Origin of the sequence: Pseudomonas sp. W22_MBD1_FP4, assembly GCF_052113765.1 — a bacterium.
Classification (GTDB): Bacteria; Pseudomonadota; Gammaproteobacteria; order Pseudomonadales; family Pseudomonadaceae; genus Aquipseudomonas; species Aquipseudomonas sivasensis.
Genome location: NZ_JBGQOI010000004.1, coordinates 1 through 13,235, shown reverse-complemented (window position 1 = coordinate 13,235; position 13,235 = coordinate 1). Strand labels below are relative to the sequence as shown.

At 59.2% G+C, this 13,235-nt stretch carries 12 protein-coding genes; 6 read left to right on the top strand and 6 right to left on the bottom strand.

Going from position 1 to position 13,235, the window contains the following annotated elements:
- Window positions 1-87: 87 nt before the first annotated feature.
- Together ACEN2T_RS06825 and ACEN2T_RS06820 are read left to right on the top strand one after the other, a co-directional pair.
- A complete protein-coding gene (locus ACEN2T_RS06825; RefSeq protein WP_442116483.1) occupies window positions 88-1,257 on the top strand; it encodes a hypothetical protein in 1,170 nt (389 codons plus the stop codon).
- Between the two features lie 148 nt (window positions 1,258-1,405).
- Window positions 1,406-1,930, top strand: coding sequence for an SET domain-containing protein-lysine N-methyltransferase (locus tag ACEN2T_RS06820; RefSeq protein WP_095183741.1), 525 nt, complete (start codon window positions 1,406-1,408; stop codon window positions 1,928-1,930).
- On the opposite strand, the gene can is transcribed toward ACEN2T_RS06820, so the two are convergent.
- The gene (gene can / locus ACEN2T_RS06815; protein WP_003188288.1) at window positions 1,927-2,571 is read right to left on the bottom strand and encodes a carbonate dehydratase; all 645 of its coding nucleotides are present in this window, start codon (window positions 2,569-2,571) and stop codon (window positions 1,927-1,929) included. The genes ACEN2T_RS06820 and can overlap by 4 nt on opposite strands.
- Window positions 2,572-2,710: 139 nt before the next feature.
- Between can and ACEN2T_RS06810 the strand changes: the two genes are divergently transcribed.
- Window positions 2,711-3,115: a serine kinase/phosphatase gene (locus tag ACEN2T_RS06810; RefSeq protein WP_442116482.1), complete on the top strand. Its 405-nt coding sequence runs from the start codon at window positions 2,711-2,713 to the stop codon at window positions 3,113-3,115.
- 73 nt (window positions 3,116-3,188) lie between these two features.
- On the opposite strand, the gene rimI is transcribed toward ACEN2T_RS06810, so the two are convergent.
- A complete protein-coding gene (rimI, locus tag ACEN2T_RS06805) occupies window positions 3,189-3,641 on the bottom strand; it encodes a ribosomal protein S18-alanine N-acetyltransferase (RefSeq protein WP_032886035.1) in 453 nt (150 codons plus the stop codon).
- On the bottom strand, window positions 3,634-4,377 hold the full coding sequence (locus tag ACEN2T_RS06800; RefSeq protein ID WP_442116563.1) for an energy transducer TonB: 744 nt from the start codon (window positions 4,375-4,377) through the stop codon (window positions 3,634-3,636). The genes rimI and ACEN2T_RS06800 overlap by 8 nt, the downstream gene beginning before the upstream one ends.
- A 187-nt stretch (window positions 4,378-4,564) precedes the next feature.
- Between ACEN2T_RS06800 and mksB the strand changes: the two genes are divergently transcribed.
- The 3 genes from mksB to mksF are packed head-to-tail and all read left to right on the top strand — an operon-like array spanning window position 4,565 to window position 9,376.
- The gene (gene mksB, locus ACEN2T_RS06795; protein WP_032886033.1) at window positions 4,565-5,842 is read left to right on the top strand and encodes an Mks condensin complex protein MksB; all 1,278 of its coding nucleotides are present in this window, start codon (window positions 4,565-4,567) and stop codon (window positions 5,840-5,842) included.
- Window positions 5,832-6,539 carry an Mks condensin complex protein MksE gene (mksE, locus tag ACEN2T_RS06790; protein ID WP_032886032.1) on the top strand — a complete coding sequence of 236 codons (708 nt, stop codon included), beginning with the start codon at window positions 5,832-5,834 and terminating at the stop codon, window positions 6,537-6,539. Before mksB ends, mksE begins: the two co-directional genes overlap by 11 nt.
- Window positions 6,536-9,376 carry an Mks condensin complex protein MksF gene (gene mksF, locus ACEN2T_RS06785; protein ID WP_032886031.1) on the top strand — a complete coding sequence of 947 codons (2,841 nt, stop codon included), beginning with the start codon at window positions 6,536-6,538 and terminating at the stop codon, window positions 9,374-9,376. The genes mksE and mksF overlap by 4 nt, the downstream gene beginning before the upstream one ends.
- A 95-nt stretch (window positions 9,377-9,471) precedes the next feature.
- Here the strand turns inward: mksF and ACEN2T_RS06780 are convergent, their stop codons facing one another.
- Genes ACEN2T_RS06780 through ACEN2T_RS06770 form a run of 3 tightly spaced genes read right to left on the bottom strand, consistent with a single transcriptional unit; the run spans window position 9,472 to window position 13,037 of the window.
- Complete coding sequence (locus tag ACEN2T_RS06780) at window positions 9,472-11,775, bottom strand: PqiB family protein (RefSeq protein WP_095183739.1); 2,304 nt, start codon at window positions 11,773-11,775, stop codon at window positions 9,472-9,474.
- Window positions 11,768-12,391, bottom strand: a complete 624-nt coding sequence (locus tag ACEN2T_RS06775) for a paraquat-inducible protein A (protein WP_032886029.1) — start codon at window positions 12,389-12,391, stop codon at window positions 11,768-11,770. The genes ACEN2T_RS06780 and ACEN2T_RS06775 overlap by 8 nt, the downstream gene beginning before the upstream one ends.
- Window positions 12,378-13,037, bottom strand: coding sequence for a paraquat-inducible protein A (locus ACEN2T_RS06770; protein ID WP_032886028.1), 660 nt, complete (start codon window positions 13,035-13,037; stop codon window positions 12,378-12,380). The genes ACEN2T_RS06775 and ACEN2T_RS06770 overlap by 14 nt, the downstream gene beginning before the upstream one ends.
- Window positions 13,038-13,235 lie beyond the last annotated feature (198 nt).

The following is a 13,235-nucleotide window of genomic DNA, read 5'->3' as shown; positions in this document are numbered from 1 at the left end:
AGCACGCGGTTTTCCTGGTCAGCCGCTACTGTGAGGAGGTGGGCTTTCATCCCGCGCAGACGGGCTTTCGCTGACAAGGAACCAACTATGCTTACATCGACCAGGCTGTATTTGACCCTGGCCGCACTGATGGCCAGTGCGGTCGTTCAAGCCGATATCGAAGTACCGCTGGGCAGCACGCAGCGTGTCACCCAGTTGTTCGCTTACCCCAACAACTGCAACGTCATCTGCTTTCGGCCTTGGACGCTGGAGCAGACCGTCGAGCACTACCTGAACCAGAGCGTGCAGCGCGACGGCTACAGCCGGGCCAAGGTCAGTGTCAAAGTCCATGATGGCCTGGTGGCCGCGACCTTCAGCGGCGTACCTGACAGTTATGGCCAGCCCCTGACGGCACTGCTCAATACCGCCGACCTCGCCTACCAAGGCGCCAGCAAGCTCAACAGCGACGGTAAATGGGCATTTAACTGGTACCTGTTCCTGCCGTTGGGCATGGCGTTGGAAAACCGCAAAAGCATCGAGTTGATGCACTTCCCGCCGGACTACTCACTCACTCAGGCACAGGATTACCTGGAATCGAAAACCACGGATCGCTGGGCCGACTTGCTCACCGACAACGGGGTGCCGGCCGCCGAAACCCCGGCCTACCAGACCATGATCGACATCGCCCCCATCGCCGCACCGTCCACGGCGGGCAAAGAGCTGGAGGGCGTCTACAGCTACTTCACCGATTATCAGACCCGTATGGTCAAGGAACTGAGCCTCCAGCCCGACGGCTCGTTGCCGATGGTGGCGTTCGGGGCACCGGTGCGTAGTTGGATCAAGCAGCAATACGGACAAACCGTGAATGTGCTCGGGCTGGCGCAGATAAGCCCGGCCGAGGGCAAAAGCGTTTCAGTACTGGGTTCCAACCATCCCAGCTACATCTGGTATGCAGCCGACCCCGAGTCTTATGACGGCGATGAGCAAAAGGCCGACGAGGCGGGCTTGAAGGTGATGGGCCAGGATCTTAGCGCCGCCTGCTGGCAGGCCGGGATGGGCCAGAAACCGGCGAGCGATCCGAATGTGCTGCTTAAGGCCTGCATGAATACCTGGCAGGTCACGCGCAAAGAACAGACCTGTGAATTGTTCTACACCTCGGTGCGCAAACTGAGCCAGGAGCAAGCCAATGCCAAGTGTGCAACGCCAGCAATAAAAACTCAGTTGAAACAATTGAGGAACGCCGCCCCAGCTCCCTTCAATGCGGAACCTGCGTTGTAAATCCCACAAAAAAAGATCCGATTTCTACTGTCAGATTTGACAGTAGAAATCGGATCCAACTTAAGCGAATGTTTAGCCGCGCCCATCCGCTGCAAGACTGGTAGTCAGACACCACCCGCAGGTCGATGCAGCCTAACCAAGGAGAGTTATGAAAACTCAGGCCATGGACAAGGCTAGAACTGCTGTGACTGAATGCTTATATCCGTTCAAGACGCTGCGAATTGAGCAAGGCTACCCCTCGTCCGAGCATTTCAAAGTCGTAAGCACCGCAAATGACATGGAAGGCGGGGTCAAGGCGCGCACAGCCTTTGACAGCCGCATACGCATTGCTCATGTCTCCGGCTATGCCGTGGGCGAGAGACGCCCGCATACGCTGCAGCTATCACCGCGCATCCACTTGTACGATTGCTGGTTCTGCGGCCTGTTGCGGCACTCCTGCAATCCGAATGTATTCTTCGACACCACGTACCTGGAACTCTGGACCGTGCAACCTATCGCCGCCGGCGCCTGGCTAACCCTGGACTACGCCAGCACTGAGGACGTGCTGTTCCGGCAGTTCGCTTGCCAATGCGGCGAACTGAACTGCCGGGGCTGGATCACTGGCAGCCAGGAGCCATTGAACGCCGAAGGCCAAGCGTTCATGGCGCAGTGGCGAATGCGCAAACGACCTTAGGCTTCGCCCAACGGCCGCAAGCGATATTGCGGCGGTAGTTGCTCGAAGCCACTGATGGTGGTGTTCAAACTCTTCCAGCGGCCATCCTTGATGCCGTAGATGCAACCATGGATCGACAGGCTTTGCCCCCGGTGCCAGGCGTTTTGCACAATGCTGGTGTGGCCTACGTTGGCCACCTGCTGAATCACGTTCAGCTCGCACATGCGATCGACGCGTTCCTCTTCGGTCGGCAATTGGGCCAGCACATCGCGGTTTTCGTAATACAAGTCGCGAATGGTGCGCAGCCAACCGTCGATCAGGCCGAACTGGCGATCCTGCATCGAAGCACGCACACCGCCACAGCCGTAGTGGCCGGTAACAAGGATGTGTTTGACCTTGAGCACGTCGACTGCGTACTGGATCACCGACAGGCAGTTGAGGTCGGTGTGCAACACCACGTTGGCCACGTTGCGGTGCACGAACAGATCACCCGGCAGCATGCCGACGATCTCGTTGGCCGGTACGCGGGCGTCGGAGCAGCCGATCCACAGGTATTCCGGGGTTTGCTGGCGGGCGAGCTTGGCGAAGAATTCGGGATCTTCCTGTTTGATCGCGTCCGCCCAGCGTTCATTGTTATCAAGCAGGTCTTGTAGTTCGTTCATCAGGGAAAGCCTCAGGAATGATGCGCAGTTTTGTGACTGACGACCTTTCGTCTAGGTCACGCGATGCGCAAATTAGCTTGAATCTTTGGCGAGCCGTGCCTGTCCACACACTATAAGCCCCACAGTATGAGGATTGGCCATGACTGAATCACGACGTCCCTACGGCGCTACACAGCCCGAACCGATTGACGACAACGAAGATCGCATGGGCTCGATGCGCGAGCTGGATTTTGACGAGGAGGCGCCGACGGCGGAAATCGGCGATGAAATCCCGCCCCGCGAACGCGAACACCTGATGCGCGACGAACGGGTACGTGAAGCCGGTCTGACTGGCGCTTCGACGGATGACCACGAGCCGACCGATGACGATATGAGCCCGGAAACCCTGATCCATGAAGATGGCGCACGGGATGCCCGGGAGGCGGGTGAAGACAACCCGGCAGATTTTGACCTGAGCATTGTGGATGAAGATGAAATTGGCGGCGGCAATGGCCTGGATGAAGCGGAGCTGGCTGATCTGGACCCGGTAGACGGAAACCGCTGACACTGCGCAAATCCAAATGTGGGAGGGGCGGTAAGACGATTCGACTTGTCCCCTCCCACATTGGATCGCGTGTTTAATCGACCAAGGTGCAGGCCATGACGACCGCATCTTCGCGCCCGCCGACAGCCGGGTAGTAGTCCCGGCGACGCCCAATTTCGTTGAAGCCATAACGCTCATACAGGCGGAAAGCGCCGGTATTGCTGTCGCGCACTTCCAGGAAGCATTCGCGCGCCTTGGCAGCATAAGCGCGGGACATCAGGTGCTCCAGCAACGCCAAACCCAGGCCACGGCCCTGGTTTTCCGGCTTGACAGTGATGTTCAGCAAATGCGCCTCATCAAGGATGATCTGCACTACGCCGTGGCCCACTTGCTGCTCGCCTTCGAACATCAGCCAGATTTGGTACTTGCCCAGCCCATCGAGAAAGATCCCGCGAGTCCAGGGGTGGCTGAACGCCGCGTATTCGATTTTCAGCACGGCATCGAGGTCAGCCTCGGTCATCGGGCGGAAGGATAAAGCCTCACTCATCGGTTGTTTTCCAGCGCGCCATCAGCCGGCGCATGGCTTGCCAGACATCAGCCTTACGCTGTGGCTCTTCCATTAATAATTCCAGGCCCGGCAGGGCCCATACAGAACCCAGGCCCTCGACCTGCAGTTCGCGGTACCAGGACTCGGCATTCGCCTCGCCGGCAAACCGCACGGCGGGGAGGCCGATCAGCCACAGGCAGACACAGGGTTCGTCTTCCAGGCGCGCCGAGACAAAGCCTTGCACAAAGTCCCGCGCCGCTTCAGGGCCTTGGTCCATAGTGCCGCGTACCAACAGCGGCCAGCGTACCGGGTCCCCGACGATTTGCGGGCTGTCAGGCAGACCCGCAGCGCGCAGCATGTCTTTGAGCAGCATGTAGGCGGGGTCGCGCGTCTGGAAGCGTTCACCGGTGGGCAACTCCACCAACAACAGACAGCGCCCGGCCCGCAGCAATTGCAGGGCAAAGCGCGGCGGCGGCACTACCGGGGCCTTGACCACCGGGGCTTCTGCTTCGGCGACCACGGGCTTGGCCACCGGCGACGGACGTGGCACTTCGACCTTGGTGCGTTCGACCGCCGGGCGCGCCTGCGGCTCTGGCTTGACGACTGCCACCGGTGCAGCGGCCTCCTCGCCAGAGGTCTCGAACGCGTCATAAGGCTCAAGCGCCTGCAGCAACTCGGGCCGCGACGGCGCGGCAAACGGCAGTTCGGTGCGGGGCAGCCAGTTGACCACCTGCATGGCGGTCAAGTAAGCGCGACGTCGGGACTCGATAAGCACAGCTCGGCCACTTGTGGATAAGTAAAGAGCGGGGATTCTACCGCTGTTCGGTAACAATCGCCCACTGCGCACTGACCGGCTGTGGATAAATCCCACGCCTGATGCAGTACAATCGCGACTTTTAATCGCCAACCAGCCGGCCATTCCCATGATCGAACCCAAGCGCGTCCTGCGCGCCCTCGCCGAACACTGGGCCTTACTTGAGCCACTGTGCGAACACTTCGACCAAGGCACCCTGAGCCTGAGCGAGCTGCGCGCACAACTGGCCGCCCAACAACTGGACAGCACGCCCCAGGACATCACTAGCCTGCTGGACGTGTGGATTCGCCTGGATATCCTGGTGCCTGTCGCCAAGAGCCCGAACCGTTTCGAGCTCAACGCGCAGATCCACGACTTCCTGGCGTATCTTCGCAAGGAGCACCGGCTTGGCCTGTGCCTGGAAATCGAAGCTTACCTGCGCCATCTTGAGCGCCTGGCCGGTTATATCCAGGACGCCTTCGACATCCGCGATGGTCACGACCTGGCCCGCCAACTGCGCCTGCTGGATATGCGCGTGCGGGATGTGCTGAAAAAACTCGCCAACGACGAACAAGCCCTCGCGGCCGTGGCCGACCGTGCCAAGACCAGCGACCGACAGATCCCGTTGCGCCAGCGTTACGCCGAAGTCCTGGCGACCTGGGACGAATATGTCGAACCGATGATCCAGTTGGTGAATGCCGACGGCGCCTTCGAGCAGGGCGTGCGCAAGGTCGAGAATGTGCTGCTGCGCATGCTCACCGAGCAGCAGCGCCTTGGCCACCTGGTGGACGACGACATGCTGCTGCGCACCCACGCGCGCATCCTCGAAATGCAGACCAGTGCCCAACTGACCTTGCGTCATGCGCGGGAGCTGCTGTTGCCACTACGAGAGGAAGCACGCCGGCACAACGCCGTGACCCGTGGCGCCGCGCTGGCATTATCGGCCATCCGCCGTAAAGGCCTGGACGCTGTGCCGCAGGCGGCGATGCCCATGTTCACCCGGCCGCAAAGCACCTTCCTGGGCAGTGCCAGCCAGGTCGAGGCCTATGTGTACGCCCTGGCGAATTTCGAGCCGAAACCGGCGCGATTCCCCAAGGCGCACAAATCCCACAAGGGCGAAGCCCAACGCGCGCCGCGTACGGTCAAGGAAATGCTGGAGCGTTGCGAAGATGCTCTGCCGATGCCGGACCTGATGAACTGGCTGCTGGAGCAGGAACCGGACGGCGCCACCGACGAATTGCTGTACTGGTTCTCGCGGCTCTCGCGGGAAAAACGCTTCAAGCGCGAACGCCTGGAACGCCGCGATTACCACACACACGAGCACCAGGTCAGCCTGCGCTCCTTCGCCCTGCTCCCGGCCAGCACCGACTCCGCCGAGAATTCTGCGAGCACCCCTTATGCATCTTGATCTATCCGAACTGTCCCAGCTGGCGCCGATCTTTCGCGAGCTGTTCAAGGGTTACCACGTCAGCCGCCGCGACCCGGAGCTGTACGCGCAACTGTCAAACTTCCAGGACCAGTACCGCACGCTGTTCCGGGCGCTGGGTTTTGAGCTGGTCTGCGATACACGAGGCTTCTACTACTTCGTGCCGGACTCCGCGATCGCCAGCGCGCAAGTCAACAAGACAGCGCAGCGCCTGGCGCTGTTCACCTTCATCATCGTCGAGCACTTGGCCGATCAGGGCCGCGATCCGATCGCCGTGCTCGACGGCGGCAGCCTTGGACGGGATGAGCTGCCGTCGCTGCTGGAAAAATACCGCGACCTGTTTATCCAGGCCGAAGTGCAGACCCAGGAAGAACTCGAAGAAAAAATCATGCGCCGCATGACGCAGTTGGGTTTTGCCAGCGAAGACAACGGCATCTATCGCTTCCTGCCGCCGATGCACCGTTTCCTCGACGTGTGCCTGTCGGTGCAACAAGACCGTGACCTCGCCGCCAGCGTGCACAGCGTATTGCCATTGCCAGCGCCAGTGATCATCGACGAAGACAGCGATGAAAAACTGCTGAAAACCGATGATCCGCTGGACCTAAGCGACTTCGCAGAAGAAAGCGAAGAAGACGCACTGGCCCGTGCCATTGCCGAAGAACAGGAGACCGACGCATGAGCAAGGAACGCTACGGCATCCGCCGCTTCGCCCTATTGAACACCGCCGGTTACAGCCTCGGTTTGTTCCCCCTGGAAGAGCCGCTATCGGTGTATGGCGCGAACAACCTGGGTAAATCCGCATCGATCAACGCATTGCAGTTCCCGATCCTAGCGCGCATGTCGGACATGAGTTTCGGCAAGTACACGTTGGAGCAATCGCGCCGTTTCTACTTTGCAACCGACACCAGCTACATCCTGGTGGAAGTGTCCCTGCCCCACGGTCCGCACGTGATCGGTGTGGTAGGACGCGGCCCGGGTGGCGGTTTCGGTCACCAGTTCTTCGCTTATGCGGGCAAGCTGGACCTGGCTCACTACCAAAAGAACGACACGTGCCTGCGTCAGAAAGAACTGTTTACCAACCTTGAGCGCGAGGGTCTGAAAGCCTACGAACTCAAGCCGGATGAACTGCGCCGTTTGCTGGTGGGCGGCCACACGTCGATCCCCCTGGACCTGACGCTGATCCCGCTGCGTTCCACCAGCGAACAGAGTCTGAAGACCTTCCGCGCGCTGTTTATCAACTTGCTGCATATGCGCGAAATCACGGCGGCCAAGCTCAAGCAATTGTTCCTCGATGCCTTCGAACACAGCCTGCGTTCCGGCAGTGTGGACTACATCGCCGCGTGCGAAGAAGCCTTCCGCGATGTGCGACGTATGGAACAGGATTACAACTCCCTGGTCGCAGCGGGCCCGTTGGTCGAGGCACTGGCCAATGGCGTTCGGCAGCGCGACACATTGCGCGGCAAACTGCATCGCCTGTCGCCCTTGCTCGATTCGTTGCTGGGCACCTGGTCGGACTACGCCAGTGCACGTAAGGAAGAGCTGACGATCCAGGCCGAACACTATCGCAACGAGCAGGACGCACTGCAGAACGACCAGCGTGGCGGCACCCAAGAGCTGATGCGCCTGGAGCGTGAGATCAGCGGCATCCAGCGTTGGTTGGGCGAGCTGTCGGTGCTCAAGCATCGCTTTGCCCTGGTGGATGACGTGAAGGTCCTGGAGCAACAACTGCTGGCGGCCAAGGATGCTCACGATGAACTGGCGGGCGCTTTGGCGCAGTCACGCCAGTTCAGCGCCGAGGATTTGGACGAGCGTCTGCGGGATCTGGAAAAGCGTTTGAAGTCGGTCAAGCAGCAGCTTGATCACGCAGACAACAACAGCTACGCCAAGCTGCGGGAAGAATTCTCACAGCAGGATGTCGAGCGTCTGATGCGTCTGTTCAACAGTTCGTTGTTCAGCCTCCCGTTGGGTGAACACGGCATCACGCTGGATGAGGACGGCCAGTGGGTCAAATCCCTGGAGCAGATCCTCGATGGCTTCAAGGGCGAGCGTTTCGAAGTGCCGGGGCTGTCCATCGACATCTCGCACATCGAACCACCGGCGTTGCAGGCCCTGGCAGATCGCGCCGCATTGCGCGACCAGAAAGAGCGCCTGGAAAAAGAACTCAAGCAGCTCAAGACGCAGCAGGCTGTAACTTCCGACCGCGCGGCGAGCAAGACCCAAACCGAGGCGCTGTACCAGCAAGTGCTGGACGCGCAAAAGGCCTTGGAAGATTTCCGCCGTGCGCAAACCCTGAGCGCCGAAGAAGGCGAGAAGCTGGAAAACCTGGCGCAGATGGAAGCCGCTCAGGACGAATTGAAGCGGTCCAGTGATGCATTTACCGAGCGCGTTCAGCAACTGTCGGCCAAGCTCCAACTGGTCGGTCGGCAGATCGGTGATATGGAAGCCAAACAGCGTACGCTTGATGACGCCTTACGCCGTCGTCAGTTGCTGCCGGCGGACTTGCCGTTCGGTACGCCGTTCATGGATCCGGTCGACGACTCCATGGACAACCTGTTGCCATTGCTCAACGACTATCAGGACAGCTGGCAAGGTCTGCTGCGCGCTGATGGCCAAATCGAGGCGCTGTATGCGCAGGTGCGTCTCAAGGGCGTCGCCAAGTTCGACAGCGAGGATGATGTCGAGCGTCGCCTGCAACTGTTGATCAATGCCTATGCGCACCGCACCGATGAGGCGCTGACCCTCGGCAAGGCCCGCCGTGCGGCGGTCACTGATATCGCGCGGACCTTGCGTAACATCCGTAGCGACTACGACAGCCTTGAGCACCAACTGGCGCTGTTCAACCGCGAGATCAACAAGCGCCAGGTGTCCAACCTGCAAAGCTTCCGTATCGTGCTGGCGCCGAATAAGGAAGCCCTCAAGCATATCGACCAGATCATCCACAGCGCGGGTCAGTACGAGGAAGGTGAAACCTTGTCGGTCTTCGACCTCAGCCAGAGCGCCGAGCAAGACAACAAGAACGAAGAGGCCAAGGAATACCTCGCACGCCTGGTGGCGGCTAACCATAACCAACTGGGCCTCAAGGATCTGTTCGAGCTGGCTTTCGAGATCACCAAGGTGCATGGGCAGCCGGTGATTCACACCGACATCGACGGTGCAGCATCCAACGGCACCACCATGACCATCAAGGCGCTGACCAACATGTATTTGTTGCTGCACTTGATGGACCGCGACCAGGCCGGGCGTGTGCGCTTGCCGTATTACCTTGATGAAGCAGCGGACATCGATGAAAAGAACCAGGCCGCATTGCTGGAAACCAGCTTGCAGCTGGGCTTCGTGCCGATCCTGGCCAGTGTGAAGCCGCAGGTGTCTGCCCAGGTGGCAATCGACCTGGAAGGCGGCAGCGGGCCGAACGGGATCTACATCGATGAGGCGGACTGGAAGTACATTCGTCGCCATGATGCAGTGAAGGCGACGGTGAATGCGCAGGCGGATGAGCCGGAGTTGGATGAGGTCTGACGTGTTGCGCTGAAATGCAAAAAGGCCGCGATCTTATGGATCGCGGCCTTTTTTTAGGACAGGTTTTTGCAGTGCTTTTGAGGGCGCTATCGGACCTACTTGCCGAGCGGAATTTTAGGCGCCCAGGTCAGCCATTCATCCTCAACCTTGTCGAACAGCGGAAAGGTTTGCTGCGGCCGTGCAGCGTTGCCCATGCGCTCGCCGTCAGGCGTGGCGAAGGCGATACCGCCGGAAACCAGCGTCTCAAGGGATTCGGTGCGCACGGTGGCGCCTTTGAAGAGGCCGAAGTCGAGACCGAAGCCACTGGTATTCCAGAAACGACTGCCACCGCGCACCAGCGATGCGTACTTGGGCTCGATCAGGATATGGATCAGCACACGGTCAGCGGTTTGGCCCAATTCGTAGCCAGTGACTTTGCCCACGGTAACTTCGCGGTAGGTAACGGGGACACCTTCCTTCAACGAGCCACGACGTGCGGCGCTGAGCGTGAGGCTCAAACCGTCTTCTCGTCGGACAGCTTCAGGCGGCTGGTCCAAGGCGACAAAGCTCTTTTGCGGACCGGAGCTTTTTACCGCTGGTTGCACTTCGATGTATTGGCCAGTGACCAGGGTTTCCAGGTTGGAGGTTTTCATCAGGCCCAGTTCCGGCTTGACCACCCAGAACTGGCTACCCGCACGCGCGATGCGGTCTGCCACCTGAGTGATGCGGGCGCTGAGGAGCACCGACTGCATATCGGCACTCAGGTCGACACTCTCGATCTTGCCGACATCAAGGCCTTTGAAACGTACGGCAGTGCCTGGGCGCAGGCCGTCGGCGCGGTCGACCTTGATGGTCACCAGCGTGCCATGCTGATTGGCGGCTTCACGGTCAGCGAACAAACGGAAACGCGGAATACGTTTTTTCAGCGGCACGTTTGGCTGGGGGGTTTCGAAGGCGATGCCACCGGCCATCAGGCTGGCCAGAGATTCACTCTTGACCTGGATGCCGCCGGTGAGGCCGCCGGTCAGGGTGACGCCGCTGGCATTCCAAAAGCGCGTGGAGCCATTGACCAGGTTTTCGTATTCCTTCTCGATGTGAACGCCAATCACCAGTTGCTTGTTCTTGCGCGAGAACTGGTAGCTCTGCACCGAACCGACCTTGACCTGCTTGTAGAGGATCGGGCTGCCAACATCCAGGGAGCCGAGGTTATCGGTGAACAGCACCATGTGCAGGCCCGGTGAACGCAGGTCCAGTGGCGGCGCTTTGGCGCGGGCAACGTATTCGCGCTGCGGGGCGCTGCCCTTATCGCCAGGGCGGATGGCGATGTAGTTACCTTTTACCAACGCTTCCAGACCGGTGATGCCTGCCAGGGAGATGGACGGTTTCACAACCCAGAATTGGGTGTCCTGCACCAGGTAATCTTCGGCCAACGGATCGAGAGTCAACTCGGCATTGGCGCTGGAGAGGTCCGGGTCGATCTTCAGGGTTTTCAGACTACCCACCTGGATGCCTTTGTACATCACCGGCGTACGCCCAGCCTGCAGGCCTTCGAAGTCGGTGAGCTTGACCTTCACCCTGATGCCAGCAGCGGCGGCGTCGAAGTCTTCATACAGACGGAAAGGCAGGCTTGGGTCGGTCGGGGGGCTGTCTTTGCGGTTCTCCGGCGTGGCGAAGGCGATACCACCCGCGACGATGCTGGAAAGAGACTCGCTGCGCACTTTCACACCGGAAAGGTTAGCGTCGATGCTGATGCCGCTGGCGTTCCAGAAACGCGTGTGTTTGCGCACCAGGTTGGCGTAAGTCGGCTCGATGTAGACCTTGATTTCAACGGTACTTTGATCTTCGGACAACAGGTAGCTTTTGACCTGGCCGACTTGGATTTGCTTGTAGAAGACTGGGCTGCCACGGTTCAGCGAGCCGAGACGATCAGCCTTGATGGTCAAGTGCAGACCGGGCTTGGCGTCGGATAACGGGGGCTCTTCAGAGAGCGCTTTGAATTTACGCGTGGGCTCACCATCGCCAGGGCTGGCGGCGATGTAGTTACCCGAGACCAGGGTTTCCAAGCCGGTGATGCCGGCGAGGCTGACGCTGGGTTTGACCAGCCAGAAGCGCGTGTTGGTCTTGAGGTATTGATCGACGTCCTTGTTCATCTCGATGGTGGCGATCACCCCGCGATTGTTGCCCTCGTCATCCAAAGCCAAGGCTTTGACCTTGCCCACGGGCATGCCCTTGTAGACCACTTCAGTCTTGTTGACCTGAATGCCTTCGCCACTTTCGAAGCGCACTTGGATCTCGATGCCTTGTTGGGAATAGGCACGCCATCCCAGCCAGCCGCCGATGATCAGAGCAATCAGGGGCAACACCCAAATAGCCGACCAGTTGGAGGCTGGGCGGGTTTTAGCTTTAGGCAATTCACTCATGGTCGTCGTCCGACTCCGTGTTATCCCAAATCAGTCGGGGATCAAAAGTTACAGCGGCAAGCATCGTCAAGATCACCACACTGGCGAACGCCGCTGCGCCGAGGTTGGCCTCGACGCTGGCAAGCCGTCCAAAGTTTACGACCGCCACCAGGATGGCGATCACGAAGATATCCAACATGGACCAGCGCCCAATGAATTCGATAAAGCGGTACATCACAATGCGTTGTTGTGCAGAGAGCGGCTGGTGACGCTGCACCGAGAACAGTAGCAGGCCAATGCCAACTAGCTTGAATGTCGGCACCAGAATACTGGCGATAAATACCACGGCGGCGATGGGAAACATACCGTGCTGCACCAGTTGGATCACGCCAGCCATAATGGTGCTGGGGTCTCCCTGGCCCAATGAGTTGATGGTCATGATTGGCAGCAGGTTGGCGGGGATATATAGAATTGCGGCAGTGATCAGCAATGCCCAGGTGCGGGTAAGGCTGTTGGGACGGCGGGCATGGATCAGCGCACCGCAACGCGTGCAAATTTGCTCATCGGTATCTGCTTGCTGCTTGTTTAACTCGTGGCATTCGGTACAGATCAGAATGCCCGCATCAATCGCCCGCATGATCATCTTCCCCTGACAGTGCTTGCCAGATCTGATGCGGCGACATCACCACCTCAAGCAGAACCTGAACCATTAATAGACTGACGAAGCAGACCAAACCCAGGCCAATCGTGATGGAGGCCATGTCGGCAAGTTTTACGATAGCTACCAGTACGCCCATCAGGTAGACCTCCAACATTCCCCAATCTTTCATGTGGTGGTAGATGCGGTACAGCAGCAGGCCGTAACTACGCCCGATTTTCCAACGAATACTGAGCAGCACCGCCAATTGGCAAAGCAACTTGAGCAAGGGAATGCCCATGCTGCATAGAAACACTACAGCTGCGACGCCCTGCATGCCGGTATCGAACAAGCCAACTACGCCACTCCAGACGGTGTCCTCTGAGGACTGCCCGAGTAGATTGAGCTTCATGATGGGAAGAAAGTTCGCGGGGATGTACAGCAACAGCGCCGCGAGAACCAGCGCGAGGCTACGTTCGACGACATTGTGGCGATGAGCGTACAGCTCGTAGCCGCAGCGCGGACATTGCGCTTTTTCGCCGAGGGCGAGCACGGGTTTGCGCATCAGCAAGTCACACTCATGGCATGCCACTAGATCGTCCAGTGGTAAATCCGACACCTCAAGGGCATCAACCGGATCGGGCATAGTAGGGCTCTGGCTCTAAAAAAGGTTAGGTGCCTATTCTAGTGGTCTGGTTCAGAAATAACTGTGCAAATTTGTCGTGGACCTCTTCGCACTTTCCGCCCGCCCAAAACAAAACCCCATCTGCTTTCGCAAATGGGGTTTCGGAATTTAATCTTGACGATGACCTACTCTCACATGGGGAAACCCCACACTACCATC

What these genes read in the sequence shown, in the direction of transcription:
- ACEN2T_RS06825 (WP_442116483.1), top strand. Translation starts at nt 88, where the DNA reads ATGCTTACATCGACCAGGCTGTATTTGACCCTGGCCGCACTGATGGCC.
- ACEN2T_RS06820 (WP_095183741.1), top strand. Translation starts at nt 1,406, where the DNA reads ATGAAAACTCAGGCCATGGACAAGGCTAGAACTGCTGTGACTGAATGC.
- can (WP_003188288.1), bottom strand. Translation starts at nt 2,571, where the DNA reads ATGAACGAACTACAAGACCTGCTTGATAACAATGAACGCTGGGCGGAC.
- ACEN2T_RS06810 (WP_442116482.1), top strand. Translation starts at nt 2,711, where the DNA reads ATGACTGAATCACGACGTCCCTACGGCGCTACACAGCCCGAACCGATT.
- rimI (WP_032886035.1), bottom strand. Translation starts at nt 3,641, where the DNA reads ATGAGTGAGGCTTTATCCTTCCGCCCGATGACCGAGGCTGACCTCGAT.
- ACEN2T_RS06800 (WP_442116563.1), bottom strand. Translation starts at nt 4,377, where the DNA reads ATGCAGGTGGTCAACTGGCTGCCCCGCACCGAACTGCCGTTTGCCGCG.
- mksB (WP_032886033.1), top strand. Translation starts at nt 4,565, where the DNA reads ATGATCGAACCCAAGCGCGTCCTGCGCGCCCTCGCCGAACACTGGGCC.
- mksE (WP_032886032.1), top strand. Translation starts at nt 5,832, where the DNA reads ATGCATCTTGATCTATCCGAACTGTCCCAGCTGGCGCCGATCTTTCGC.
- mksF (WP_032886031.1), top strand. Translation starts at nt 6,536, where the DNA reads ATGAGCAAGGAACGCTACGGCATCCGCCGCTTCGCCCTATTGAACACC.
- ACEN2T_RS06780 (WP_095183739.1), bottom strand. Translation starts at nt 11,775, where the DNA reads ATGAGTGAATTGCCTAAAGCTAAAACCCGCCCAGCCTCCAACTGGTCG.
- ACEN2T_RS06775 (WP_032886029.1), bottom strand. Translation starts at nt 12,391, where the DNA reads ATGCGGGCGATTGATGCGGGCATTCTGATCTGTACCGAATGCCACGAG.
- ACEN2T_RS06770 (WP_032886028.1), bottom strand. Translation starts at nt 13,037, where the DNA reads ATGCCCGATCCGGTTGATGCCCTTGAGGTGTCGGATTTACCACTGGAC.